Origin of the sequence: Brevibacterium renqingii (assembly GCF_017808095.1) — a bacterium.
Classification (GTDB): domain Bacteria; phylum Actinomycetota; class Actinomycetes; order Actinomycetales; family Brevibacteriaceae; genus Brevibacterium; species Brevibacterium renqingii.
In genome coordinates this window covers 186,450-209,907 of the sequence record NZ_JADBHG010000001.1, presented here as the reverse complement: position 1 = coordinate 209,907, position 23,458 = coordinate 186,450, and the positions used below count along the sequence as shown (strand labels likewise).

General features: G+C 66.6%; 25 protein-coding genes. 18 read left to right on the top strand and 7 right to left on the bottom strand.

Annotated features, from left to right (window positions below; translation table 11 throughout):
• The first annotated feature begins 9 nt into the window (after positions 1-9).
• The 6 genes from leuD to IIE29_RS00940 all read left to right on the top strand — a co-directional run bounded on the left by leuD (position 10) and on the right by IIE29_RS00940 (position 5,659).
• Positions 10-609, top strand: coding sequence for a 3-isopropylmalate dehydratase small subunit (leuD, locus tag IIE29_RS00965; protein WP_209323330.1), 600 nt, complete (start codon positions 10-12; stop codon positions 607-609).
• 202 nt (positions 610-811) lie between these two features.
• Positions 812-2,128: a UDP-N-acetylglucosamine 1-carboxyvinyltransferase gene (gene murA, locus IIE29_RS00960; RefSeq protein WP_209323329.1), complete on the top strand. Its 1,317-nt coding sequence runs from the start codon at positions 812-814 to the stop codon at positions 2,126-2,128.
• Positions 2,125-2,898 (top strand): lysophospholipid acyltransferase family protein, encoded by a 774-nt coding sequence (locus IIE29_RS00955; protein ID WP_209323328.1) that lies wholly within the window; start codon positions 2,125-2,127, stop codon positions 2,896-2,898. Before murA ends, IIE29_RS00955 begins: the two co-directional genes overlap by 4 nt.
• Positions 2,895-3,908: an NAD(P)H-dependent glycerol-3-phosphate dehydrogenase gene (locus IIE29_RS00950; protein WP_209323327.1), complete on the top strand. Its 1,014-nt coding sequence runs from the start codon at positions 2,895-2,897 to the stop codon at positions 3,906-3,908. Before IIE29_RS00955 ends, IIE29_RS00950 begins: the two co-directional genes overlap by 4 nt.
• 9 nt (positions 3,909-3,917) lie before the next feature.
• Positions 3,918-4,451, top strand: coding sequence for a YbhB/YbcL family Raf kinase inhibitor-like protein (locus tag IIE29_RS00945; RefSeq protein ID WP_209323326.1), 534 nt, complete (start codon positions 3,918-3,920; stop codon positions 4,449-4,451).
• 92 nt (positions 4,452-4,543) lie between these two features.
• A complete protein-coding gene (locus IIE29_RS00940; RefSeq protein WP_209323325.1) occupies positions 4,544-5,659 on the top strand; it encodes a D-alanine--D-alanine ligase family protein in 1,116 nt (371 codons plus the stop codon).
• Positions 5,660-5,688: 29 nt separating this feature from the next.
• On the opposite strand, the gene IIE29_RS00935 is transcribed toward IIE29_RS00940, so the two are convergent.
• Positions 5,689-6,213, bottom strand: a complete 525-nt coding sequence (locus IIE29_RS00935) for a DUF3515 domain-containing protein (RefSeq protein WP_209323324.1) — start codon at positions 6,211-6,213, stop codon at positions 5,689-5,691.
• Positions 6,214-6,245: 32 nt separating this feature from the next.
• On the opposite strand from IIE29_RS00935, the gene IIE29_RS00930 reads away from it, so the two are divergent.
• Genes IIE29_RS00930 through rsmD form a run of 4 tightly spaced genes read left to right on the top strand, consistent with a single transcriptional unit; the run spans position 6,246 to position 11,805 of the window.
• Positions 6,246-7,379 carry a thiamine-phosphate kinase gene (locus tag IIE29_RS00930; RefSeq protein WP_209323323.1) on the top strand — a complete coding sequence of 378 codons (1,134 nt, stop codon included), beginning with the start codon at positions 6,246-6,248 and terminating at the stop codon, positions 7,377-7,379.
• Between the two features lies 1 nt (position 7,380).
• Complete coding sequence (locus IIE29_RS00925) at positions 7,381-9,066, top strand: DAK2 domain-containing protein (RefSeq protein ID WP_209323322.1); 1,686 nt, start codon at positions 7,381-7,383, stop codon at positions 9,064-9,066.
• Positions 9,063-11,210 carry an ATP-dependent DNA helicase RecG gene (locus tag IIE29_RS00920; RefSeq protein ID WP_209323321.1) on the top strand — a complete coding sequence of 716 codons (2,148 nt, stop codon included), beginning with the start codon at positions 9,063-9,065 and terminating at the stop codon, positions 11,208-11,210. The genes IIE29_RS00925 and IIE29_RS00920 overlap by 4 nt, the downstream gene beginning before the upstream one ends.
• A gap of 10 nt (positions 11,211-11,220) precedes the next feature.
• Entirely contained in the window at positions 11,221-11,805 is a 585-nt protein-coding gene (gene rsmD, locus IIE29_RS00915) for a 16S rRNA (guanine(966)-N(2))-methyltransferase RsmD (protein ID WP_209323320.1), read from the top strand.
• 84 nt (positions 11,806-11,889) lie between these two features.
• On the opposite strand, the gene ehuA is transcribed toward rsmD, so the two are convergent.
• Genes ehuA through ehuB form a run of 4 tightly spaced genes read right to left on the bottom strand, consistent with a single transcriptional unit; the run spans position 11,890 to position 15,049 of the window.
• Complete coding sequence (gene ehuA / locus IIE29_RS00910; RefSeq protein WP_216629492.1) at positions 11,890-12,711, bottom strand: ectoine/hydroxyectoine ABC transporter ATP-binding protein EhuA; 822 nt, start codon at positions 12,709-12,711, stop codon at positions 11,890-11,892.
• Positions 12,698-13,357, bottom strand: coding sequence for an ectoine/hydroxyectoine ABC transporter permease subunit EhuD (gene ehuD, locus IIE29_RS00905; protein ID WP_209323319.1), 660 nt, complete (start codon positions 13,355-13,357; stop codon positions 12,698-12,700). Before ehuD ends, ehuA begins: the two co-directional genes overlap by 14 nt.
• Positions 13,354-14,151, bottom strand: a complete 798-nt coding sequence (gene ehuC / locus IIE29_RS00900; protein WP_209323318.1) for an ectoine/hydroxyectoine ABC transporter permease subunit EhuC — start codon at positions 14,149-14,151, stop codon at positions 13,354-13,356. Before ehuC ends, ehuD begins: the two co-directional genes overlap by 4 nt.
• Positions 14,152-14,170: 19 nt before the next feature.
• A complete protein-coding gene (gene ehuB / locus IIE29_RS00895; RefSeq protein WP_209323317.1) occupies positions 14,171-15,049 on the bottom strand; it encodes an ectoine/hydroxyectoine ABC transporter substrate-binding protein EhuB in 879 nt (292 codons plus the stop codon).
• A 116-nt stretch (positions 15,050-15,165) separates the two neighbouring features.
• Between ehuB and IIE29_RS00890 the strand changes: the two genes are divergently transcribed.
• From IIE29_RS00890 to mutM, 8 genes are all read left to right on the top strand, one after another.
• Positions 15,166-15,921 (top strand): GntR family transcriptional regulator, encoded by a 756-nt coding sequence (locus IIE29_RS00890; RefSeq protein WP_209323316.1) that lies wholly within the window; start codon positions 15,166-15,168, stop codon positions 15,919-15,921.
• Positions 15,922-15,980: 59 nt separating this feature from the next.
• Positions 15,981-16,442, top strand: coding sequence for a hypothetical protein (locus IIE29_RS00885; RefSeq protein WP_209323315.1), 462 nt, complete (start codon positions 15,981-15,983; stop codon positions 16,440-16,442).
• A gap of 26 nt (positions 16,443-16,468) precedes the next feature.
• Positions 16,469-16,978, top strand: a complete 510-nt coding sequence (gene coaD / locus IIE29_RS00880) for a pantetheine-phosphate adenylyltransferase (RefSeq protein ID WP_209323314.1) — start codon at positions 16,469-16,471, stop codon at positions 16,976-16,978.
• 3 nt (positions 16,979-16,981) lie between these two features.
• A complete protein-coding gene (locus tag IIE29_RS00875; protein ID WP_209323313.1) occupies positions 16,982-18,169 on the top strand; it encodes an MFS transporter in 1,188 nt (395 codons plus the stop codon).
• Positions 18,170-18,288: 119 nt separating this feature from the next.
• A complete protein-coding gene (locus IIE29_RS00870; RefSeq protein WP_209323312.1) occupies positions 18,289-18,807 on the top strand; it encodes a YceD family protein in 519 nt (172 codons plus the stop codon).
• Positions 18,808-18,809: 2 nt separating this feature from the next.
• Complete coding sequence (rpmF, locus tag IIE29_RS00865; protein WP_025777330.1) at positions 18,810-19,013, top strand: 50S ribosomal protein L32; 204 nt, start codon at positions 18,810-18,812, stop codon at positions 19,011-19,013.
• A 4-nt stretch (positions 19,014-19,017) separates the two neighbouring features.
• On the top strand, positions 19,018-19,725 hold the full coding sequence (gene rnc, locus IIE29_RS00860; protein ID WP_209323311.1) for a ribonuclease III: 708 nt from the start codon (positions 19,018-19,020) through the stop codon (positions 19,723-19,725).
• Between the two features lie 33 nt (positions 19,726-19,758).
• Positions 19,759-20,697, top strand: a complete 939-nt coding sequence (gene mutM / locus IIE29_RS00855; RefSeq protein ID WP_209323310.1) for a bifunctional DNA-formamidopyrimidine glycosylase/DNA-(apurinic or apyrimidinic site) lyase — start codon at positions 19,759-19,761, stop codon at positions 20,695-20,697.
• Positions 20,698-20,785: 88 nt separating this feature from the next.
• Here the strand turns inward: mutM and IIE29_RS00850 are convergent, their stop codons facing one another.
• Together IIE29_RS00850 and IIE29_RS00845 are read right to left on the bottom strand one after the other, a co-directional pair.
• The gene (locus tag IIE29_RS00850) at positions 20,786-21,283 is read right to left on the bottom strand and encodes a hypothetical protein (RefSeq protein WP_209323309.1); all 498 of its coding nucleotides are present in this window, start codon (positions 21,281-21,283) and stop codon (positions 20,786-20,788) included.
• A gap of 82 nt (positions 21,284-21,365) precedes the next feature.
• The gene (locus IIE29_RS00845) at positions 21,366-23,177 is read right to left on the bottom strand and encodes a BCCT family transporter (protein WP_246475632.1); all 1,812 of its coding nucleotides are present in this window, start codon (positions 23,175-23,177) and stop codon (positions 21,366-21,368) included.
• Positions 23,178-23,458 lie beyond the last annotated feature (281 nt).

The window sequence follows — 23,458 nt, the reverse complement described above, 5'->3', positions numbered from 1 at the left end:
GGACGAGCCATGGAAGCTTTCAGCACCCACACCGGCGTCGGCGTTCCTCTGCGCCGCTCCAATATCGACACCGACCAGATCATCCCCGCGAAGTTCCTCAAGCGGGTCACTCGCACCGGCTTCGAAGACGCGCTCTTCTACCGGTGGCGGTCCAATGACGACTTCGTGCTCAACGACCCCGACTACTCGGCCGGCTCCGTGCTCGTGGCCGGACCGGACTTCGGCACGGGGTCCTCGCGTGAGCATGCCGTCTGGGCGCTCAAGGACTTCGGCTTCCGCGTCGTGCTGTCCTCGCGCTTCGGCGACATCTTCCGCGGCAACTCCGGCAAGGAGGGGCTGCTGGCCGCGCAGCTGAGCCAAGACGACATCGAGCTGATCTGGAAGATCCTCGAGAACCATCCCGGCACCTCGATCACCGTCGATCTGAACGAGAAGACCGTGACCTGCGATACGGTCACCGTGCCCTTCCAGATCGACGACTACACGCGCTGGCGCCTGCTCGAAGGCCACGACGACATCAGTCTCACCCTGGCCAAGGAAGATGAGATCGTCACCTACGAGTCCTCGCGCTTCGGCTTCAAGCCGAAGACCCTGCCGGCGAAGATCTGAGACCCTGCCGGCGAAGGTCTGAGACCCGCCGAGGCGGCTCCGGGACACGGAACGGCCCTGCCCGGGGCGGCTCCCACCGACCCCGTCGAATCGGTGGGAGCCGACCTTCTGCGATAGTCTTAGACGGTGCCCGGACCACCGTTCGGACACCGTCTCCGGGCATCGCAGTGCCCGGATCCGATCGTCGGAGTCAGGGAGGAACATGCTCGAAGTACGTGGGGGAAACCCGCTGGACGGCACCGTCCGAGTCCGCGGCGCCAAGAACCTGGTGCCCAAGGCGATGGTCGCCTCTCTGCTGGGAGAGACCCCGTCCGTGCTCCGCGGCGTCCCCAAGATCCGCGACGTCGAGATCGTCACCGGGCTGCTCGAACTCCACGGTGTGCGGGTCAGCTCCGCCCCCGACGGCGACCAGCCCGACGGAGAACTCCATCTCGATCCTGCCGATGTCGCACAGGGGTCGATCGTCGACATCGACGCCCACGCCGGGTCCTCGCGCATCCCGATCCTCTTCTGCGGGCCGCTGCTGCACAGTCTCGGGCAGGCTTTCATCCCCGACCTCGGCGGCTGCCACATCGGGGATCGCCCCATCAATTTCCATCTCGATGTGCTCCGCCAGTTCGGCGCCGAGGTCGACAAGACCCCCGGCGGCATCATGCTCAAGGCCACCAGCCGCCTGCAGGGCACGAAGGTCGAACTGCCCTATCCTTCGGTCGGAGCCACCGAACAGGTGCTGCTGACAGCCGTACGCGCCGAGGGCGTGACCGAGTTGCGCAATGCGGCCATCGAGCCCGAGATCATGGATCTCATCGCGCTGCTGCAGAAGATGGGCGCGATCATCACCGTCGACACCGACCGCGTGGTCCGCATCGAGGGTGTGGACACCCTGCGCGGCTTCATCCACCGGGCTCTGCCCGATCGCAATGAGACCGCCTCCTGGGCCTCGGCGGCGCTGGCCACCGGCGGAGACATCTTCGTCGCCGGAGCCAGCCAGCCCGAACTCATCACCTTCCTCAACATCTTCCGCAAGATCGGCGGCGAGTTCGACGTCCAGGAATCCGGCATCCGCTTCCGCCACCCCGGGGGCAAGCTCAAGTCCTTCGCCCTCGAGACCGATGTCCACCCGGGCTTCATGACCGACTGGCAGCAGCCGCTGGTGGTGGCGATGACCCAGGCCGAGGGGCTGTCGATCATCCACGAGACCGTCTACGAGAACCGCTTCGGCTTCACCGATGCGCTGCGCTCCATGGGGGCGAAGATCCAGCTCTACCGCGAATGCCTCGGCGGCACCCCCTGCCGCTTCGGACGCCGCAACTACCTGCACTCGGCCGTGGTGTCCGGGCCGACTGCGCTCAAGGGCACCCGCATCGACGTGCCGGACCTGCGCGGCGGCTTCAGCCACCTGATCGCGGCGCTGGCCGCGCAGGGCACGAGCGAAGTCCACGGCATCGAGCTGATCAACCGCGGCTACGAGAACTTCCTCGACAAACTCGTCGGTCTCGGCGCCGAGGTGACCGCATGAGGGCCGTACCCTCACCCGGGGCAGGCTCCGAGTCGAAACCCCTGGTCGCCTTCGATCCCGCATCGGTGCGTTCGCAGAACCGGGCGGGCACGGTCGCGGCGACAGCGGCCTATGGGCTCATGCGCACGGCCACGAAGATGACCGTCCGCGGCCTCGAGCATCTCCCGCCGCAGGGCACCGGGATCATCGTCGCGGCCTACCACGCGAATCACCTCGATCCGATCCTCGTGGGCCTGGCACTCAAGCGCAACGGGCGGATGCCGCATTTCCTCGCGAAGTCCACACTGTTCTCAGGGGCCCTCGGCGTCATCCTCAAACGCATCGGTCAGATCCCCGTGCTGCGCGCCTCGGCGCAGGCCGGGGACTCCCTGGCCTATGCGAAACAGGCCCTGGCCAAAGGGCAGACCGTCGTCATCTACCCCGAGGGCACTCTGACGAAGGACCCGGAGCTGTGGCCCCAGCACTTCAAGACAGGCACCGCGCGGTTGGCCCTGGAGACCGGGGCTCCGATCATCCCCGTCGCCCACTGGGGCCTGAATACGATCTTTCCGCGAGGGCAGAAGCGCCTGCGGTTCCGACCGTGGAGCCACGATTCGACCGTGGTCTTCGGACCCCCGGTCGACTACTCCGACCTCTGGGCCCACCGGGAGGAGAGGACGACCATGGGAGAGCTGTCCCAAAGGCTGAAGAGCACGATCGCCGCGATGGTCGCCGACCTCTCCGGCCGTGACCTGCCGCAGCGTTTCGAACAGAAGGAGACGGGTGAATGAGTGTGGACAGGATCGCAGTCCTCGGCGCCGGTTCGTGGGGCACGACCTACGCCGCGGTCATCGCCGACGCGGGGTTCCCCGTCACCCTCTGGGCCCGCCGACCCGAGGCCGCCGCGGAGATCAACTCCTCACACACCAATGAGCGCTACCTCGGTGAGCGCGTCCTGCCCGAGGGTCTGAGCGCCACCGACGACGACATCGCCGCCGTCACCGACGCCGAGGTGATCGTGCTGGCCGTGCCCGCGCAGACTCTGCGTGAGAATCTCTCGAGATGGAAGCCGCACCTGCGCCCCGGGGTCAGGCTCGTGAGCCTGATGAAGGGCATCGAGGTCGACACCGGCAAACGCATGTCCGAGGTCATCGCCGAGGTCGCCGAGGTCCCCGAGGGCCAGATCGCCGTCGTCTCCGGCCCGAACCTGGCCCGCGAGATCGCCGACCGGCAGCCCACCGCCACCGTCGTCGCCTCCTCCGACATCAGCACCGCCGAGGCGGTCGCCGAGATCAGTGCGAACGCCTACTTCCGCCCGTATACGAACACCGACGTCGTCGGGGTCGAGGTCGGCGGAGCGATCAAGAACATCATCGCGCTGTCCGTGGGCATCGCCGACGGACAGAAACTCGGTGACAACTCGAAGGCCTCGATCATCACCCGGGGACTGGCCGAGACCTCGCGCCTGGCCGCGGCGATGGGCGCCGAGGCGCACACTCTGTCGGGACTCGCCGGGCTCGGCGATCTCGTCGCCACCTGCGCCTCCCCGCTCTCGCGCAATCGCACCTTCGGGCGCCACCTCGGTGAGGGCATGAGCCTCGAGGACGTCATCGCCCACACCTCGCAGACGGCAGAGGGCGTGAAATCGGCCCCGGCGGTCCTCGCCCTCGGCCGCCGCTTCGGTGTCGATCTGCCGATCACGGAAGCGGTGTGCGCGGTGCTCTCCGGTCGGCTGCGGGTTGACGAACTCGCCGGATTGCTGTTGTCTCGGAAGCGTAAGCACGAAGGGCCACCGGCTTAAGGAGCATCCATGAGCGCCAACTCACCGTTCTTCAACCTTCCCGAACTTCCGACCTTCACCCTGACCAGCACCGACATCGAGGACGGCGGGGTGCTCAGCGGCCCCCAGCTCTCGGGTGCCATGGGCATCGACGGGGGCGAGGACAAGTCGCCGCAGCTGAGCTGGTCGGGCTTCCCGGCCGAGACCAAGGCCTTCGCCGTGACCTGCTATGACCCCGATGCCCCGACCGGATCGGGTTTCTGGCATTGGGTCGTCACCGACCTCGACGCCTCGACCACGAGCCTTGACGCCAACGCCGGGGACCCGGCGGCCGACCTGCTGCCCCCCGGCGCCGTGACCCTGCGCAACGATGCCGGCGAACCCCGCTTCGTCGGTGCCGCCCCACCGGCCGGCCACGGCCCGCACCGCTACTTCTTCATCGTCACGGCCCTCGCCGAGCCCCTGGGCGTCGACGAATCCGCCTCACCCGCCTTCGCCGGCTTCAACATGTTCTTCAAGGGCATTGGACGGGCGTGGCTGGAGTGCACCTACGAGGCCGAGTGAGCTAGAGTTCTTCCGTCCGCGCACACGCTTCAGGCGGTGCGCACCCCGTGTCCGGTCCCAGTTCGCGGGAGCTTCGCACAGCAAGGAAACGCATGGCAGACAACGATCACCGGCCCCTCGTCGCAGTCCTCTTCGGCGGCCGTTCGAGCGAGCATTCGGTCAGCTGCGTCACCGCGGCCGGAGTGATCGGCGCCATCGATGCGCAGGCCTTCGACGTCCTGCCGATCGGCATCACGAAGACCGGCGTGTGGCGGGTCGTCGAGGACTGGGCGAGCATGCGCTTCGATCCGGACGCCATGCCGGAGGTCACCGATAACGGCACCGAGGTGATCCCGCCGATCTCCGCCGATGGGGCACCGCTGCTGCAGCGGGACGCCGAGGGCGCCTGTACGGAGCTCGGTGCCGTGGACGTCTACTTCCCGCTCCTGCACGGTCGCTTCGGCGAGGACGGGACCGTGCAGGGGCTGTTCGAACTCAGCGACACTGCATTCGTCGGCTCCGGGGTCTTCTCCTCGGCCGCGAGCATGGACAAGCACTATACGAAGTCCCTCATGGCCCAGGCTGGCATCCCGACCTGTCCCTGGGAGCTCGTCACCGAGACGATGTGGGAGACCGACCGCGCCTCGGTCGAATCCCGCGTGGCCGAACTCGGCCTGCCCGTGTTCGTCAAGCCGGCCCGAGCCGGTTCCTCGATGGGTGTGAGCCGGGTCGCCGGGGCCGCCGAACTCGAGGCGGCGCTGGCCGGGGCCTTCGCCCACGACTCCAAGGTCATCGTCGAACCGCAGGTGATCGGCCGTGAGGTCGAATGCGCCGTCCTCGGATCGCTGTACGACGCCACGCTGCGCACGTCCTCACCGGGGGAGATCAGCGTCAGCGGAGACCACGCGTTCTACGACTTCGATGCCAAGTACCTCGACCTGGCCGACGCCGAGGTGACGTGCCCGGCCGCCCTCGACGAGGCGACGACGGCACGCGTTCAGGAACTGGCCGCCTCGGTGTTCCGCCTCTTCGACTGCACCGGGCTGGCCCGCGTCGACACCTTCGTCACGGACACCGGCGAGGTGCTCATCAACGAACTCAACACCCTGCCCGGGTTCACCCCCACCTCGGCGTATCCGTTCATGTGGGCGCAGTCCGGACTCGAGTACTCCGAGCTCATCAGCGAGCTCATCTCCATCGCCCTGGTCGATCACGCCCGCGCGAAGTGAGCGGGCCGGCGCCGGGGCGGTCGGTCAGCTCAGCCCTCGAGATCCTCGGAGCCCACGCACTCGGTCTCGGGCTTGATCTTCGCCAGCGCCGGTGAGACCGCGGCGAGCACGTCATTGCCGGACTCGGCCTTGCGGTTGACGAGCACCTCGACGGCCGGTGTGCGACCGTAGCTGGTGAACTTCCAGGTCGTGTCGTCGTCATCGGCCGGCTGCGAGATCCAATCGACGCCGCTCACGCTCACGCAGCGATCGGTCGTCGGCCCGGGCGGGGTCACGCCGCAGCGCAGCACCGCGATGTTCGGATCACCCCAGGCCTTCGTGCCCTGCGAGGACGTGGTGCGCGCCTGCTCACCGGAGATCTGATCGGGCAGAGTGAGCATGATGTCCGCGCACTTCGGGTTCGCCGCGTCCTTGGCCGGTTCGACGATCACCGTGCGTTCGCATCCGGCCAGGCTGACCCCTGCGAGCACGGCGGCGACGGAGGCCAGGGCGAGAGTGCGACGGCGTTGCGGCGACCGCTCGCGGCGGCGCGTCGAGGCAGGACGAGATCTCATACAACTACCGTATCTCCCGATAGCCTTGAGCCATGACCCGACTGTCCGAACTTGGCGAAGCACACGTCCTCGACCGCATCCTCACCCACCAGCGCAGCGGGGCACAGGTGATCGTCGGACCCGGGGACGATGCGGCGGTGACTGCGCCCGAGGGCAGGCTCGTGTCCACGGCTGACATGCTCGTCGAGAACGAGGACTTCACCCGCGAATGGCTGGACTGGTCACGGCTGGGGCGCAAGGCGGCGGCGCAGAACCTCGCCGACGTCTGCGCCATGGGGGCGAAGCCGCACGGTCTGCTCGTGTCCCTGGCCCTGCCCGATGACACCGACATCGCCGATCTCGAGGCTCTCTACACCGGCATCATCGCCGAGGCGGGGCGGGCCGGTGCCGAACTCGGCTGCCAGGTGCCGATCATCGGCGGCGACCTGTCTTCCTCGGGCCTCGTCGTCGTCGCGATCACCGCTCTGGGCACTGTGGAGGAAGGGCCGGTCGGCGGCGGCGCGGAGGGCAACGGGCGCAGCCCAGGTGCGCTGGGTGCGGGACCGGCAGTTCTGCGCTCGGGAGCGCGAACCGGTGACGGCCTGTATCTGGCCGGGACTGTGGGGCGGGCCGCCGCGGGTCTCGAGTTGCTCTTCGCCGGGCTGCGTCCGGAGACCGCGGCACCCGAGCTCGCCGCTCTCATCGAGACCCAGCTGGCCCCCCGCCCGGACTATGCGGCGATGCTCACGCTGCCGGCCGCCTCGGCGATGATCGACGTCTCCGACGGGCTGAGCACGGACCTCGGACGGATCGCCGCCGCCTCGGGGGTCGCCGTCGACCTCGAACGGGCAGCGCTCCAGGAGCTCATCGCACCGCTGCTGCCGGCGGCCCATCACCTGGTCCGGTCTGCGCCGGCCGGCACCGGGGGTGCGGCAGCCGACGGTGGTGGTGCGGCAGCCGGCACCGGGAGCACGGGAGCGACCGGCGAGGCCGCCCGGACCCCGGAGGAGGTCGCTCTGCGCTGGGTCCTCGACGGGGGAGAGGACCACGGCTTCGTCGCGTCGGCGGCCGACTCGGTCCAGCCTGGAGTAGGCTGGCGGAGAATCGGTCGGATCCGCACCGGTCGCGACGTCAGCCTCGACGGCACACCCGTGCCGACGAGCGGTTTCAGCCATTTCGGGAAGTGACATGAGCAACGCCATCAGCCTCAATGGCCGCCTCGCAGCCCGCTGGGCGCGCCGGGCGGTCGACCGGCTGCGCAAGGAGCGCACCGAGATCGACGAGCTCAACGTCTTCCCCGTCCCCGACGGCGACACCGGCACGAACATGTACCATACCCTGCGCAGCGCGTATCTGGCCGTCGAACAGCTCACCGGACCCGTCACCCTCCCGCAGGTCGTCGCTGCGCTGGCCGACGGTGCCGGCCGAGGCGCGCGCGGCAACTCCGGCCTCATCCTCGCCGTCGCCCTCCAGGGCGTCGCCGACGCGCTCGAGGGGATCACCGTCGCCACCGCCGATGCCATGGCCACAGCCCTCGAGACCGCCTCCGACCGGGCCCGTGCCGCCGTGGCCCGCCCCGTCGACGGCACCATGCTCACCGTCCTCGACGCGATGGCCGCCGAGGCTCGGGAGTGCGCTGACGACGGGGCGGATCTGCTCGATGTCATCGCGGCCGTGCGCGAACGCTCTCGCACCGCCCTGCGCGAGACCACGGGCCAACTCACCGTTCTGCGCGAGGCCGAGGTCGTCGATGCCGGTTCGACCGGGATCGTCGAGCTCTTCGACCTCCTCTACGCCACCGTCACAGGGCGGACCCCGCAGGACTCGATGCTCAGCGAGGTGGCCCGGACCCCGACGATCGTGCACGAGGCCACGGCCGAGGAGCTCGAGATCGTCGCGATCCTCGCAGCCGATCCTGCGGGCGAACTCGCCGCGGAACTCGAAGGGCTGGGCGGGACGTCGATCGTCGTCAACGCCCGTAAGGTCCACGTCCACGTCGATGACGAAACGGCCGCCGCCGTCGTCCTCGACCACCTCGGCGCCTACGGCATCGCCCGGCTGGACATGGAGGATCTGCGTCTGCACGAACAGGAGGGGCAGACGAAGCTCATCGCCGTCGTCCAGGGCACCGGCCTGCTCATGCACGCCGCCCTCAACGGAGCCACGGCACTGACTCCGGACCACGGCGACCTCGGTGCAGCGATGAGCGAACTCATCGCAGCCGAGGACCGTGAGGTCATCGTCATCCCCAGCTCCGCCTCGGCGCTCAGAGCGCTGGCCGGCCTGCCTGCGGTCGTCGATCAGGCCGCGGCCGGGGCCGGGTGGGCCCAGGTCGTGCGCTCGCGCAATGTCGCCACCATGCTCTCGGCGCTGGCCGTCTACGATCCCTTCGCCCCGGCCACGGAGATCTTCGCTGACATGAGCGAAGCCGCCGCCGGCACCCGGGTCGGCACGATCTTCTCGGCCGAGCAGCTCGCTGCGAACCCGCCCACCGGGATCCTGCCGATCGTCGGCGAGGACCGGGAGGCGAGCGAAGTCGCACACCGCGAGGCAGGCTCGGCCCGGGAGGCGACGACCGCGCGGGAACACGGTGTGGCCGCGGCGGCAGCGGCCCATCCGGCACAGTTCTACCGGGTGTTCATCGAAGGCAAGCCGAAGACCCAGAGCACGGAGCTGACCACCCTGGTCGAGAAGCTCGCCGACCGGCTGCTCGGGGCCGGGGGAGAGCTGCTGACCGTCGTCCACGGACCCGACTGCGTCCCTGAGGTGCTCGACCATCTCCGGGAGTGGATCGCGAAATCCCACGACAGCGTCCACTTCCAGGACATCGACGCCAGAGATCCCGGGGTGCTCGTCATCATGGGGGTCGAATGACCACCCGGCTCGAGGACAATTTCGGCAAGAAGGACCGCAACGCGCTGGCCAAGCGCGGAGTGCACTCGGTGACCGACCTGTTCCGGTTCTTCCCCCGCCGCTACCTCGTCCCCGGCGAGAGCACGCGTCTGGGCGATCTGCCGCTGGGGGAGACCGCGATCATCCAGGCCGAGGTGATCAAGGTCAGCACCCGCCGGATGAAGCAGCGGAAGGGAACCATCACCGAGGTCATCGTCCACGACGGCGAGCGGTCGATGAAGATCGCCTTCTTCAACCAGCACTGGCTGGAGAAGGCTCTGAGCCCGGGACTGACCGTCGTCTTCGGCGGCAAGGTCGAGTCGTACCGGGGGCAGCTGACCCTGGCCTCGCCGGTGTGGCTCAACCGCACCGAGGACGACCACGAGTGGACCCCCGACGACCTCAACTCGCCCTTCCCGATCTACCCGGCGGTCAGGGGCATCGCGCAGTCCCGGCTGTGGAATGCGATCAAGACGCTGCTGCGCGTGGCGGGATCCGAGCAGTTCGAGGACCCGCTGCCCAAAGGCATGCGTGAGCAATTCGACCTGCCGGACCTGCGGACGGCGTTCGAGGACATGCACAAGCCGCGCAGGATCGAGGACGTCGAACGGGCCCGCCTGCGGTGGAAGTGGGAGGAGGCGCTGGCGCTGCAGACCGAGTTCGCCTCGCGCAAGGCCACCTTCTCCCGGCTCCAGGCGCCCCCGCTGCTGACCGTGGGAGCGAAGAGCCGCCGCTTCGACGAGTCCATGCCCTTCACGCTCACCCCGTCGCAGACTGCGGTCGGTGAGGAGATCGCCGCGGACCTGGCAGGTTCCGCGCCCATGCATCGTCTCCTTCACGGCGATGTCGGCTCCGGGAAGACCGTGGTCGCCCTGCGGGCCATGCTCACCGCCGTCGATTCGGGCTCACAGGCCGCCATGCTCGCCCCCACCGAGGTGCTCGCGACTCAGCACTTCCACTCGATCGAGCGCCTCCTCGGCGAGCAGATGGCGCTCTCACCCCTGCTCGCCGGAGACGACCAGGTGACGGTGGCGCTGATGACCGGGTCGATGCCGGCCCGGGAGCGCCGGGAGCTCGCGCTCGACCTGGCGACCGGGAACATCGACATGGTCGTCGGCACGCACGCGCTGCTGTCGGAATCGACGATCTTCGAGAACCTCGGCCTCATCGTCGTCGACGAACAGCATCGCTTCGGCGTCGAGCAGCGAGAGGCGATGCGGGCCAAGGGGGGCGTCAACACCCCGCACACGCTCGTGATGTCGGCGACCCCGATTCCGCGCACGGTGGCGATGACGGTCTTCGCCGACCTCGACGTCTCGACTCTGCTCGAGATGCCCGCCGGGCCGAAGAACATCGCCACCCACGTCGTGCCGATTGTCGACCAGCCCACCTGGTACGACCGGGTGCGGGAGCTCATGCGGCAGACGACCGAGGCGGGGCGCGGGGTCTTCGTCGTCTTCCCCCGGATCGAACCGATGGACGTCGAGGATCCCGAATCCGGCGCCGTCATCGGCCAGAAGCAGGGCATCGAGGAGATCAGTCAGAAGCTGCGCGAGGCCCCGGAACTGTCGGAGCGGAGATTCGGGCTGCTGCACGGGCGGATGTCGACGGCGGAGAAGGATCGGGTGCTCGCCGACTTCGTGTCCGGTCATATCGAGATCCTCGTCTCGACGACCGTCATCGAGGTCGGCGTCGATGTGCCCCGGGCGACCATGATGGTGATCGTCGAGGCTGAGAACTTCGGCGTCGCCCAACTCCACCAGCTGCGCGGGCGAGTCGGGCGTGACGGCAGCTCGGCCACGTGCTTCCTGCTCACCGAACTGAGTGAGACCGATGAGAGCTATGGGCGCCTGCAGGCGGTGGCCGCCACACTCGACGGGTTCGAACTGGCCGAATACGATCTCGATTCCAGGGGCGAGGGCGATGTGCTCAGCGCCTCGCAGTGGGGCGGATCCTCACTGCGGCATCTGTCGATCCTGCGCGATTCGCACATCGTCGCCGAGGCGAAGAAGATCGCCGAGCACATCGTCGCCGTCGATCCCGCACTCGAAGCCGTGCCCGCCCTGTGCGCCTTCATCAGGCGCGTCCTGCCCGAGGACGACGCCCACTTCATCGAAGCAGGCTGAGGAGGCACTCATGAGAATCATCGCCGGAGCGCACAAGGGCGCGAGGCTGAGTTCCCCGTCGGGGCCGAACACCCGGCCGACGGCCGACCGGGTCAAGGAATCGCTGTTCTCCATGCTCGACGGCTACGGAGTCTTGCCGGCCGCGAACGTCCTCGACCTCTTCGCCGGGTCCGGCGGGCTCGGCTTCGAAGCCATGTCGCGGGGAGCCGCACAGGTCGACTTCGTGGATTCCTCGCTGGCCGCGATCCGCGCGCTGCAGGCCAACGCGAAGAAACTCGGGCTCGAGCACTCGGCGACGGCGCATCCCGGTGATGTGCTCCAGTTCCTGGCCGGCCTGCCCGATCACGACGATCCCGAATCCCGTGTCTTCGATCTCGTGTTCATGGACCCGCCCTATCCGCTGGGCGATGACGCCGTCACGCAGATCCTGCGCAGGCTCGCCGGTCATCTCGACATGGAGTCGATCGTCATCGTCGAACGCGCTTCGCGCTCGCCCGAACCGTCAATGCCCGCCGGCCTCGAGATCTTCCGGTCGAAGACTTTCGGTGAGACCGCGGTCCACTTCGTCCAGCTGGCGGGTGAGCCTGAGGGCTGACGCTGGCGGGTGAGCCTGAGGGCTGACGCTGGCGGGTGAGCCCGAGGGCTGACGCTGGCGGGTGAGCCCGAGGGCTGACGCGATTCAGAGCACGCTGGAGAGGAACGAACGGGTGCGCTCGTGTTCCGGGTTGTTGAAGATCTGATCCGGCGGTCCCTCTTCGAGGACCTGACCGCCGTCGAACATCATCACCCTGTGGGAGACATCGCGGGCGAACTGCATCTCGTGGGTGACCAGCAGCATCGTGATGTCCGTCGTCTCCGCGATGTCGCGCAGAACGGCGAGCACATCGCCGACCAGCTCCGGGTCGAGCGCCGAGGTGACCTCGTCGAGGAGGAGGATCTCCGGGCTCATCGCCAGCGCGCGGGCGATCGCCACACGCTGCTGCTGACCGCCGGAGAGCCGGGTCGGGTGCTCATCGGCCTTCTCCGCCAGACCGACCTTCTCGAGCAGCGCCTTCGCCTCCTTGCTCGCCTCGGCCCTGGACTTGCCGAGCACGTGCACGGGCGCCTCGATGATGTTCTCGAGCACGGTCATGTTCGGGAACAGGTTGAACTGCTGGAAGACCATCCCGATGCGCGTGGTCATCGATCGAGTGACTTTCGACGGCAGTTCGACGCGTTTTCCGTCGCGCTCGGTATGGGTCAGCGGTTTGCCGTCGATGTAGATATAGCCGCCGGTGAGCTCCTCGAGCGTCATGACGAGACGCAGGATCGTCGTCTTGCCCGAACCGCTGGGGCCGATGAGCGTGACGCGCTCACCGGGTGCGACGGAGAAGTTGAGGTCCTTGAGCACCGTGGTCTTGCCGAAGCTCTTCTCGACGTCCTTGAACTCGATCGCAGGAGTCGCCGAGGCGGATGGGGCAGTCTCACCTGCGGCAGATGGAATGTTCTCAGTAGGTGGCAAGGCGCTTCTCCATTCGTTGGATGAGCAGGGACGTCGGGTAGCTGGCGGCGAGGAAGATGATGCCGGCCAATGTGAAGGCTTCCGTATAGGCGAACTTCGCAGCTCCGAACTGCTGGGCGGACGTGACGAGTTCGACCACCGAGATCGCGAAGAGGAAAGGCGTGTCCTTGAACATCGCGACCGCATAGTTGCCCAGAGACGGAACCGTCGCACGCAGAGCCTGCGGCAGGACGACTGCGGTGAATTTGCGCACGGGAGGCAGAGACAGGGCAGTGGCGGCTTCGTGTTGGCCAGGCGGCACCGCGTCGATACCGGCCCGATAGCTCTCGGACATGTACGTCGAGTAGTGGATGCCGATGACGATGAAGCCGACGACGAGTGCCGGGATGTCCACAAGACCGGGGATGCCGGCGAAGATGAAGTAGACGAACATCAGCTGCATGATCAGAGGCGTGTTGCGGACGAAGGCGACCAGCAGTCGGATGAGCCAGTTGATCCACCGCGGCAGTCCGCGGATGGCCACGGCGATGATGAGGCCGAGCACGACGGCGATGAGGGTGCCGACGGCAGTGGCGATGAGCGTGTTGACGAATCCGCGGAGCAGGATCGGCAGCGCTTCGGCGGCGAATTCCCAGTTCCAGATCACAGGCCTCCTCCCGCGTTGCCGGATCCCGGTCCAGCACCGGCACCTCTGAGACGAGAATTCAGGCGATCCTGGCGAAGTGCCTCACGCGCATCTCGACGCGTCGCACGCCGATCGGTTCTGGAGTTCGGGCGCCTGCGGCCCAGGCGTGCGGTGGCTCTGCGCTCGAGGAAGTTCATGAACTCCTGGAGCAGCCACGCGATGACGAAGTAGATGATGAGTCCGATGGTGAAGGAGAAGTAGGTGTCGTTCGTCGATTGGCGCAGCTGGTCGATCTTCTCCGTGAGGTCTTGGAGGGTGATGAAGGAGACGACGGCAGAGCCTTTGAGCAGCTGGATGAGCAGGGTCGCCAGCGAGGGGATCATCAGAGCCCAGGCCTGCGGGAAGATGACTCGGGTCATGCGTCTGGTGGGAGAGAGGCTGAGTGCGATCGCGCCTTCCCACTGCCCCTTGTCGACGGTGATGATCGAAGAGCGGACCACTTCGGCGGAATAGGCACCGTAGTTGAGGGCCAATGCGCCGATGCCGCAGACCATCGGATCGAGGTCGACTCCGAGGAGCGGGAAGACATAGAAGAGCCAGAACAGCTGCACCAGCAGCGAGGTGCCACGGAAGAATTCGACGATGATGCGTGCGGGCACCCTGAGCCAACGGTGGGTCGATGTCATCGCCAGGCCGAGGACGAGAGCGATGACGACTGCCCCGATGCTTCCGAGGATGGTGAGGATGAGCGTCGTCTGAACTCCCTCCCACAGCTGTGGGAGGAAGTTCAGAAGTTTCTGGATGTTATCGGTCATGGTGCTTCAGTGCGCGGGCTCAGGAGTCCGCGGTCGGCAGCTCGCCCTTGCACAGCTGATCAGTGGTGATCTCGCCGTCGGGGCGCTCTTCCTTCGTGAAGCCGTAGTCGCCGACGATGTCGAGGTAGGCGTCCTCGTCGGAGACGATCTTCTCCAGTTCCTTGTTCCACGCGTCACGGAGTTCGTCGTCACCGGTGCGGAAGACCGTGGCTCCTGCACCGACCTGGGGGACACCGTCGATCTCCTGGACGAAGGACTCGCTGACTTCGACGTCTGCGTCCTTGTTGTTCTTCGCCATCCAGTTGAGCGAGATGCCGGTGAGCGCGAAGACATCGGCCCGTCCCGTGGTGACGGCGTCCATGCCGTCCTGGGGCGTGCCGACTTCCTGACTCTTGATGCCGAGGTCCTTGGCGTAATCGGACTCGATCGCGCCGGTCATCGTAGCGAGTTTGGCACCCTTCTTCTTGACGTCATCGAGGGTCTTCATGCCGTCCTGCTTGCCCTTCTTCGTCATCAGGGCCGTGGTGTACATGAATTCGGGATCACCGAAGGACGCCTGCTTGCAGCGGTCGGGCAGGATCGACATGCCGGCCGAGATCGCATCGAAGCGTTCGGCATTGAGGCCGGGGATGAGCGAGCCGAATTCTGTGTTGACGCCCTCGAAGTCGTCGACGCCGAGCTCCTTGAACACGGCCTTCGCCAGCGCCACGGACGCTCCCTGGAGCTCTCCGCCCTTCTCGAAGCTGTACGGGGCCTCGCCGGCGAAGCCGACGGTGATCTTTCCGTCGTCGATGGCCTTCTGCAGTGTCGACTTGTCCGAGTCGCTTCCTCCGCAGGCGCCGAGGGTGAGCGTCAGCGCGAGGATCGATGTCGCGGCGGCCAGTCCTTTGAGTTTCATGTGCTGTTCCTTCCTTGAACGTCGACACATCGTCGTGACGTGCGTCTCTTGGACAGTATTCAATACTGATGTTGTCCGAATGTCACACTGTCTGACAACGTTATATGATCGTAACTGTGACGAATCCTCCTACTTCCGAGCTCCCGGTCCTGCGCAAAGTGGTCCGCTCGTCGACGATCGACCTCATCGCCGACGAGATCCGCAACGCCATCTACAGCGGATCGCTCGAACCCGGGCAGTCGATCAACGAGGTGCGCACGGCCGAGCTCCTCGCCGTGTCCCGGCCGTCGCTGCGTGAGGCGCTGCAGCGGCTGATCAGCGAAGGTGTGATGACCCATGCGCCCGGACGCGGCGTGCACGTGAGGCGAATGCGCATCATCGACATCGACGACGTCTATGCCGTGCGCGAGGCGATCGAATCGCAGGCGATCAGGATCATCGTCCGCCGCCGGCGTGGGATGGCCGGGATCGAGCAGGCGCTGAAGGAGCTGGAGCGGGCCATCGAGGACAATGTCGCCCGCACGATCGGAGATGCCGACCTGGCCTTCCACCACGCACTCGTCGCCTGCTCCGGATCGGCCCGGCTGTCCGATCTGATGAAGGTCTCGATGGTCCACACCCGTCTGCTGTCCCTGTCGGACAAGAGCGGCTACGAGGTTCGGTGTGACCTCATCGACAGCCACCGGGAGCTCGCCGAGGCGGTCGCCTCAGGTGATGAGCTCCGATCCCTCGATGTGCTGTCACGGATCATGACCGAAGCGGCGTCCCGGCTGCACGGCGCCGTCGTCGGCTTCGATGCCCAGGTGCTCAGAGGCCGCGACGAAGGGTTCGCCGATGACCAGTGGTCGCGGCTGCGGGAGGGCGCACACTAGACCCGTGAGGTAGCGTGAGAGCGAGGAAGGTCGGTTCGTCCCGGACGGAGGCACCCATCATGACCGAGCAGTCGAGCTCGGGCTTCTGGTCTTTTGCCAAGCAGTCGTGGCTGCTGACGGCAGCGACAATCGGTCTTGTGGTCATCGCCTCTGTTGCGATCATGCCTGCCTGGGGCGTGTTCGCGGCCTGGTTCGGGTTCGTCTACCTGGTCGCATTCACGTCGGCTCTGCTCGTTCTGCTCGTGACTTCGGCGAAGAGCCTCGATGCCCTCGGCCCTGCGAGACGGTTCGGCCGGCACACCGCCGCCGGAGCCGTCGCGGTGGTGCTGACCCTCATCTATGCGGTCGTGAACGGTGCGCTGTTCAGCGGCACTCCGACCGGAACCGTGGTCGAGATCCAGCTCGTTCATTCCTCACTCTTCTTCGTCCCGTCCCTTCTGATCGCCGGCATCCGCGCAATCGTCCAAGCGCGGAAGGATGCTCGGGCCCGCAGTCGGGAAGACGAGTCCGCCCGCATCTGATGCCGCGATGCCGATACGATGAGAGCATGAAGGTCGTCTGCCCCGGTTCCTATGATCCGCTCACCATGGGTCATCTCGATATCATCGCCCGCAGCTCGCGTCTGTTCGAGGAGGTGGTCGTCGCCGTCGTCCACAATCCTTCGAAGTCCGGTCGCTTCGCCCCGGACGACCGCGCGACACTCATCCGGCGTTCCCTGGACGAAGACGAGCGCACGCGAGGCGCTGAGAACGTGAGCATCGACATCGTCTCCGGTGGCCTCCTCGTCGACTACTGCAGCCGCATCGGGGCCCCGGCCGTGGTCAAGGGACTGCGCTCGGGAACGGATTTCGCCTACGAACTGCCGATGGCGCTGATGAACCGGCATCTGTCCGAGCTCGAGACGATCTTCGTTCCCGGCAACCCGCGCTTCGAGCACGTCTCCTCCTCCCTCATCAAGGAAGTCCACGCCGGCGGTGGCGACATCACGGGCCTCGTCCCTGCCGCTGTCCTCGAAGCCCTCCACGGCGAGGGCGGCCACGACGGCGCCGCTGACTGAGGGATGAGCGCAGCCGCTTCTGCCAACCGGGCCTGGTTCCCAGGCCTCGTCCTCCACACCATCATCGCCCAGGCGACCTACAACGGTGTGCGGGTGCTCATCTCGTACCGCACCCTCGAACTCGGCGGTTCGGGATTCGTCCTCGGACTGATGACCGCCTGCTATTCGCTCGTCCCGCTCTTCCTCGCACTCTTCATCGGCCGCCTCGTCGACCGCGGATATGCGACCGCAGTGCTGTGGGTCGGCACCGCACTGTCGATCCTGCCCGTCGCGCTCGCCGCGATCGCACCGAATCTCGCGGTGCTGCTCGTCGCCACGATGAGCCTGGGGCTCGGCCAGCTGCTGACGACGGTGGCCTCCCAGGCGCTGATCCCGCAGAGCTTCCCTGCCTCGCAGATGACCGCGAAGTTCGGTCACCTCACCCTCGGCGTGTCCATCGGGCAGACGATCGGCCTGCCCATGGCCGGCATGGTCGCCGACGCCACCTCGGGGAACACGGCGATCACGAACGCCCTGTGGTTCATGACCGCCGTCTCCGCGCTCACCCTCATCGCCGCCGTGATCGTCATGCTCCGCGGACGGACCCCGCACGTCTCCCGCGCCGAGGCGGCCGAAGGTGCGCAGACGCCGTGGACGCTGCTGGCGCTGCGGGGGATGAAGCCCGCGATCTTCTCGTCGATGGCGACCCTGGCCGCCGTCGACCTGATGACCGCGTACCTGCCGCTCATCGGTGAGCAGAACGGACTGTCCGTGACCACGGTGACCTGGCTGCTGACCCTGCGGACCCTGGCGTCGGTGGTCTCCAGGCTCTTCATCGGCAGCCTCACGGCCAGGTGGCGGAACCTCTCCCTGCTGTGGACCGCCTCGGCGGTGGCCGGCGTGAGCGTGGTGCTCATTCCGGTCTTCTCCCAGCCGTGGGTGCTCGGGGTGCTGCTCACGGTTGCGGGCTTCTGTTTCGGCCTGACCCAGCCGCTGACGATGTCCTGGGTCTCGGCCCTGGCCGACCCGGCGAACCGGGCCGCGGTGCTCTCCATCCGCTTGGCGGGCAATCGGCTCAGCCAGGTCGCGATCCCCTCGGCCGCCTCGGCGCTGACCATCGTCGCCGGCTCGGGGATCGTGTTCACGATCGCCGGCGCACTGCTCGTGCTCGCCGGGGGAGTGACCTGGCGCAACGAACACGAGCGGTGGTGACGAGGAACACCTCGAGGGGTCAGAGGCATCGATTGGTAATGACCGCCGATGATGATTAGAATGGTGAGTCGCGTGTGAACGCAGGAGCGACATCCTCAAACGCACCGGGAGGACAGGGCATGAAGCAGCGATCTGAATTCGTCTTCGATCTCAGATCGATGGGCCTGCTCGGGAATCCGGGCGAATGGGAACGGGTGAACACCACCTTGTCGGCTCCAGCGGATCTCAAGATCGAAGTGATCGGGGTTGCTCAAGGTTCACCTCTGACGCTCGAGCTGATGTTCGAGAGTGTGTCGGAGGGGATCTACGTGTCGGGGACTGTCTCGGCGACGGCCCGTGGCGAAGACGCGAGGACACTTGAGCCGATCGAGCTGCCGATAGATGTCGACATCCAGGAGATGTACGTCTATGAGCAGGTCGAAGGCGACGAGGACTCCTACGTCATCGACCGGGATCAGCTCGACCTCGAGCCCGCGATCAGAGACGCCGTCGTGATGGCTCTGCCGTTCAGTCCCTCGCGGGATGAGAGCGAGGAGTTCAGCTACACCCTGGGGGAGGACCTCGAGGTGGACGATGACGAATCCGAATCGCCGTTCGCATCATTGAAGAATCTGTTGGATGAGAAGAAAGAGAGCTAGACGTGGCTGTTCCGAAGCGTAAACTGTCGCGCAGCAACACCCGCCACCGTCGTTCGCAGTGGAAGGCCAAGGCTCCGAACCTGGTCAAGACTGTGGAGAACGGTCGCGTTGTGTACTCGCGCCCCCACCAGGCCAAGGTCGTCGAAGACGCCGCCGGCACCCCGCTGTACCTCGAGTACAAGGGCCGCAAGGTCGCTGACGTCTGAGACTGTGGAAACTGACACCACAGCAGCAGAACTGAAGAAGAGTCTCGGGATCGATATCGATCCCGAGACTTTTCGTCTCGCGCTGACACATCGTTCCTTCGCCTTCGAGGCCGGTGGGATCCCCACCAACGAGCGTCTCGAATTCCTCGGCGACTCCGTGCTCGGGCTCGTGGCCACCGAATCGCTGTTCTACGACAACCCGGATCTGCCGGAAGGCCAGCTGGCCAAGATGCGTTCGGCCGTGGTCAACACGCGTGCTCTGGCAGCCATCGCCCGCCGGTACGGCATCGGCGAGCACATTCTGCTGGGCAAGGGCGAAGAGCTGACCGGAGGCCGGAACAAGGACTCGATCCTCGCCGACACCGTCGAAGCTCTCATCGGTGGCACCTTCGTCTCCCTCGGACGGGAGGCGGCCTTCTCCTTCGTCCACCGCCTCATCGACGGCATGCTCGACGATGCGGTCAACCTCGGCGCGGGGATGGACTTCAAGACCACCCTGCAGGAGGCCGCGGCCGACCTCGACCTCGGTGCCGTGAGCTATGAGATCACCTCGGCGGGTCCCGACCACGCGATGGTCTTCACCGCTACTGCGATGCTCGGCGTCAACAGCTGGGGCTCCGGTGACGGTTCCTCGAAGAAGGCGGCCGAAGCTGCCGCCGCGGAAGTCGCTGTCAAGGCCATCCGCACGATCTACCCGGACTACCGACGCTGAGAGTGTTCTCATTGCTGGTGTGCAGGTGGCCAGATGCCTGAGCTTCCCGAGGTCGAAAGCGTCCGCGTGGGCGTCCACGAGTGGACTGCCGGTGCGACCATCACCGACGTCGAGGTGCTCGACTCCCGAATACTGGGCACCACGTCGGCCCGGAGCATCGACCCTGCCGCCGTCGACGGCTTCACCACCGCGGTGGCGGGACGCCGGATCATCGGTGCCGAGCGGCGGGGGAAGTTCATGTGGCTCAGCCTCGGGCAGGAAGGCGGGCTTCCGGACGAGCCTTCGCCCCCGCCCGAGCTCAGCCTGCTCATCCATCTGGGGATGAGCGGTCAGCTGCGCATCCACCGCGCGGACGATCCGATCCACCGCCACACGCGAGCCATCCTCCGTCTCGGGCGGGGCAGCGATGTGCCGGAAGGGAGCGGGCCCACTGAACTGCGCTTCGTCGATCAGCGGATCTTCGGCCACCTCGGCGTGCAGCCGCTCGTCCACGCATTCGGTCGCCTCGTCCCGGCCTCGGCGAATCACATCGCCGCCGACCCTCTGGAGCCGGAGTTCGAACCCGGCCTGACCATCACCGCGCTGTCGCAGAAGCGCACAGCGATCAAATCAGCCCTGCTCGATCAGACGCTGGTCAGCGGGATCGGCAACATCTATGCCGATGAGGCGCTGTTCCGCGCCGGCGTGCACCCTTTGGCCAATCCCGCTCGGACGCTGAAATCACGGCTGGCGGCCGTGCTCGAATCGGCGACGGCCGTGATGAGCGATGCCCTTGCGGTGGGCGGCACGAGCTTCGACTCCCTCTATGTGAACGTCAACGGGGAGTCCGGCTACTTCGACCGGGCACTGCTCGTCTACGGACGCGGCGGTCAGGAATGCGTGCGCTGCGGAACCGAGATCCAGCGTCTGACGGTCGGCGGTCGCAGCAGCCACTACTGCCCCGTGTGCCAGAAGCCGCCGCGGTACCGCTAATCCCATCAGACCCACGCGAGGATTCCCGCTGCGCCGGAACCGACCGCGCCGGCAAGCTGCCGCGTGGTCAATCCATCGGACCGAGCAGTCAGGACCCGTGGGAGCCCGGGTTCGCAGAAGTCCCGGCCAGATATGATCGGTGCCCATCGATGAGGGCTCTCTGCGCTGGCGAGTGCTCAGGGGTGCCGAAGACGTTCGCGGGGGACGTGGGTGAGCTCCACACAGCATCGATCTCCACGATGGATCCGTCCTTCAACCGGGCAGCCGCCACAAGTCTCGGACGGGACCCCGGCGGCGGGACGAGGACGCGGTCGAGGTCCTGCCACGCAATGCTGCGAGCACGTCCGACGAAGCTGCACCAGATGAACGAATCGGGCGTGATCTCCAAGCGAGCCCGGGACCCCATCCAGAAATTCACACCCGCTCCGAGCAGCAGCAGGACCGGAGCGAAGAGGAAGATCAGGAACATCGCATCGATGACGATCGCCAAGACGATGAACGTGACCAGTGCCAGGAACGCCATGACGACGAGCATCCAGCCGACGACGACGGAGACACTTCCCTCACGCCTGATGATCGTGTTCATCCGATGACACTCTGCTCTCCGTACGGATCGATGCGGACCGGGTTCGTGCAGGCCAGGCTCGAACGTGCCCCCGTGCCTTCTGTCACTTCTCGATGGTGCCCTTGTCGGCGGAAGTCGCGTCCGCCCCGTCCGCCTCGGTGTCGGGGTCCTCCTCGACGGGCAGCTCAGAGGTCTCGAGGCTGAAGAGCTCGCCGTCGTAGGCGTCGACGGCCGTGGCCACCGTCTGCTCGAGGACATGGTTGGCCAGCTGCTCCTGGATGACGAGCGGATCCCGCGACAGGTCCTTCCACACCGCCACGCAGAGCAGGAGCATGACGATGACGAAGGGCAGGGCGGACACGATCGTGATGTTCTTCAACCCGTCGAGCGCCTCGGCGGGGTCGGAGCCGCCTGCCAACAGCATGACCGCGGCGACGGCACCGGTCGCTGTTCCCCAGAAGATCACGAGTCCCTTGCCGGGCTCCTGCATGCCGTTGGCGCTCAGAGTGCCCATGACGATCGAGGCCGAGTCCGCACCGGTCACGAAGAAGATCGCGATGAGGACGACCGTGACGATCATGAGGATGATCGCAATGAGGTTCGGCAGGGGAAGGGCATCGAGCAGGTCGAAGAGGATCGTGTCCATGTTGATGTCGGGTTCGCCGTCGACGACCTTGGCCAGAGCTTTGACGGTGCCCTCACCGCGTTCGGCGCGCTCCTGGATGCCGATGGCGCCGCCGCCGAAGATCGCGAACCAGATGGTCGAGACGACGGAGGGGACGATGAGAACACCGGTGACGAACTGGCGGACCGTGCGACCACGGGAGATGCGGGCGATGAACAGGCCGACAAAGGGCGACCATGACACCCACCAAGCCCAGTAGAAGACCGTCCAGGACGACAGCCAGTCATTGACGCCCTGGCCGTCGGCCGCGGTCCGCGAGGCCAGCTGCGGCAGGTCCTGGATGAACGAACCCACCGAGGAGGGGATGACGTTGAGGATGAACAGCGTCGGTCCGCCGATGAAGACGATGAGCGCGACGATGACGGCGAGCACCATGTTGATGTTCGACAGCCACTGGATGCCCTTCTCCACACCGGAGACGGCCGAGGCGACGAAGGCCGCGGTGAGGATGGCGATGATGATGACGAGCACCGGCGAGGAGACATCGGCCATGATGCCCGCGGATTCGATGCCGCCGCCGATCTGGATTGCGCCCAGACCCAGCGAACAGGCCGAACCGAACAGGGTCGCGAGGATCGCGAGGATATTGATGACCTTGCCGCCGAAGCCGTTGACGGCGCGTTCGCCGAACAGCGGAGTGAACATCGACGAGAACAGCTGCGAGCGGCCCAGACGGAACGAGCCATAGGCCACGCCGAGGCCGACGATCGCGTACATCGCCCATGGGTAGAGCGTCCAGTGGAACAGCGTCGTGCCCATGGAGGTGCCCATCGCCTCGGCGGAGGAGCCGTCGACCGTGTTCGGGGGAGGGGACATGTAGAAGAACAGGGGCTCGCCGACTGCGGAGAACACGAGCCCGATGCCCATGCCCGTGGCGAACATCATCGCGATCCACGAGGAGGTCTTGAACTCCGGCTTCTCATCGTCGCGGCCCAGCGGGATCCGTCCGAAACGGCTGACGGCGATGACGATGACGAAGATCGTGAAGATCGTGGCGGCGATGACGAAGAGCCATCCGAAGTTGTCCATCACGCCAGCCAGCAGCGTGCCCGCCACCGAACCGAGGCTGTCGGGGGAGACGAAGCCCCATACGACGAAGGCGACGACGAGGATGCCGGCGGCGAAGAAGACGATCTTGTCCAGTCCCTCACGTTTGAAGGGTCTGAGCTTCGTCGTCGGATTCTTCAGATGGTGGATCAGTTCCTGAGTCTTGCTGTGTTCACTGCTCATACTCGATCTGGCCGATCGGGAGCGGGTCCTCGGTGATGTGGATGAGGGCGGGCTTCCTCCTCGGCGTTCCTTCCTTGAATGGACGGCATCGGACTGGCGCCGAAACGATCCGAGCGGAATGCACTCGAACGCCTCTCGCTTATGATCTTTGCAGACGTCGGGTCGCGAAGGCGGGAATCGCATGGTCGCGGACCGGCATCACTCGCCTGCACAGTGCTCTACCGCGGGATGCGGGCGGCGAGAAAGACAGGGCCCCGTCGCGCACGACAGGGCCCCATTCA

What these genes read in the sequence shown, in the direction of transcription:
- leuD (WP_209323330.1), top strand. Translation starts at nt 10, where the DNA reads ATGGAAGCTTTCAGCACCCACACCGGCGTCGGCGTTCCTCTGCGCCGC.
- murA (WP_209323329.1), top strand. Translation starts at nt 812, where the DNA reads ATGCTCGAAGTACGTGGGGGAAACCCGCTGGACGGCACCGTCCGAGTC.
- IIE29_RS00955 (WP_209323328.1), top strand. Translation starts at nt 2,125, where the DNA reads ATGAGGGCCGTACCCTCACCCGGGGCAGGCTCCGAGTCGAAACCCCTG.
- IIE29_RS00950 (WP_209323327.1), top strand. Translation starts at nt 2,895, where the DNA reads ATGAGTGTGGACAGGATCGCAGTCCTCGGCGCCGGTTCGTGGGGCACG.
- IIE29_RS00945 (WP_209323326.1), top strand. Translation starts at nt 3,918, where the DNA reads ATGAGCGCCAACTCACCGTTCTTCAACCTTCCCGAACTTCCGACCTTC.
- IIE29_RS00940 (WP_209323325.1), top strand. Translation starts at nt 4,544, where the DNA reads ATGGCAGACAACGATCACCGGCCCCTCGTCGCAGTCCTCTTCGGCGGC.
- IIE29_RS00935 (WP_209323324.1), bottom strand. Translation starts at nt 6,213, where the DNA reads ATGAGATCTCGTCCTGCCTCGACGCGCCGCCGCGAGCGGTCGCCGCAA.
- IIE29_RS00930 (WP_209323323.1), top strand. Translation starts at nt 6,246, where the DNA reads ATGACCCGACTGTCCGAACTTGGCGAAGCACACGTCCTCGACCGCATC.
- IIE29_RS00925 (WP_209323322.1), top strand. Translation starts at nt 7,381, where the DNA reads ATGAGCAACGCCATCAGCCTCAATGGCCGCCTCGCAGCCCGCTGGGCG.
- IIE29_RS00920 (WP_209323321.1), top strand. Translation starts at nt 9,063, where the DNA reads ATGACCACCCGGCTCGAGGACAATTTCGGCAAGAAGGACCGCAACGCG.
- rsmD (WP_209323320.1), top strand. Translation starts at nt 11,221, where the DNA reads ATGAGAATCATCGCCGGAGCGCACAAGGGCGCGAGGCTGAGTTCCCCG.
- ehuC (WP_209323318.1), bottom strand. Translation starts at nt 14,151, where the DNA reads ATGACCGATAACATCCAGAAACTTCTGAACTTCCTCCCACAGCTGTGG.
- ehuB (WP_209323317.1), bottom strand. Translation starts at nt 15,049, where the DNA reads ATGAAACTCAAAGGACTGGCCGCCGCGACATCGATCCTCGCGCTGACG.
- IIE29_RS00885 (WP_209323315.1), top strand. Translation starts at nt 15,981, where the DNA reads ATGACCGAGCAGTCGAGCTCGGGCTTCTGGTCTTTTGCCAAGCAGTCG.
- coaD (WP_209323314.1), top strand. Translation starts at nt 16,469, where the DNA reads ATGAAGGTCGTCTGCCCCGGTTCCTATGATCCGCTCACCATGGGTCAT.
- IIE29_RS00875 (WP_209323313.1), top strand. Translation starts at nt 16,982, where the DNA reads ATGAGCGCAGCCGCTTCTGCCAACCGGGCCTGGTTCCCAGGCCTCGTC.
- IIE29_RS00870 (WP_209323312.1), top strand. Translation starts at nt 18,289, where the DNA reads ATGAAGCAGCGATCTGAATTCGTCTTCGATCTCAGATCGATGGGCCTG.
- mutM (WP_209323310.1), top strand. Translation starts at nt 19,759, where the DNA reads ATGCCTGAGCTTCCCGAGGTCGAAAGCGTCCGCGTGGGCGTCCACGAG.
- IIE29_RS00850 (WP_209323309.1), bottom strand. Translation starts at nt 21,283, where the DNA reads ATGAACACGATCATCAGGCGTGAGGGAAGTGTCTCCGTCGTCGTCGGC.
- IIE29_RS00845 (WP_246475632.1), bottom strand. Translation starts at nt 23,177, where the DNA reads ATGAGCAGTGAACACAGCAAGACTCAGGAACTGATCCACCATCTGAAG.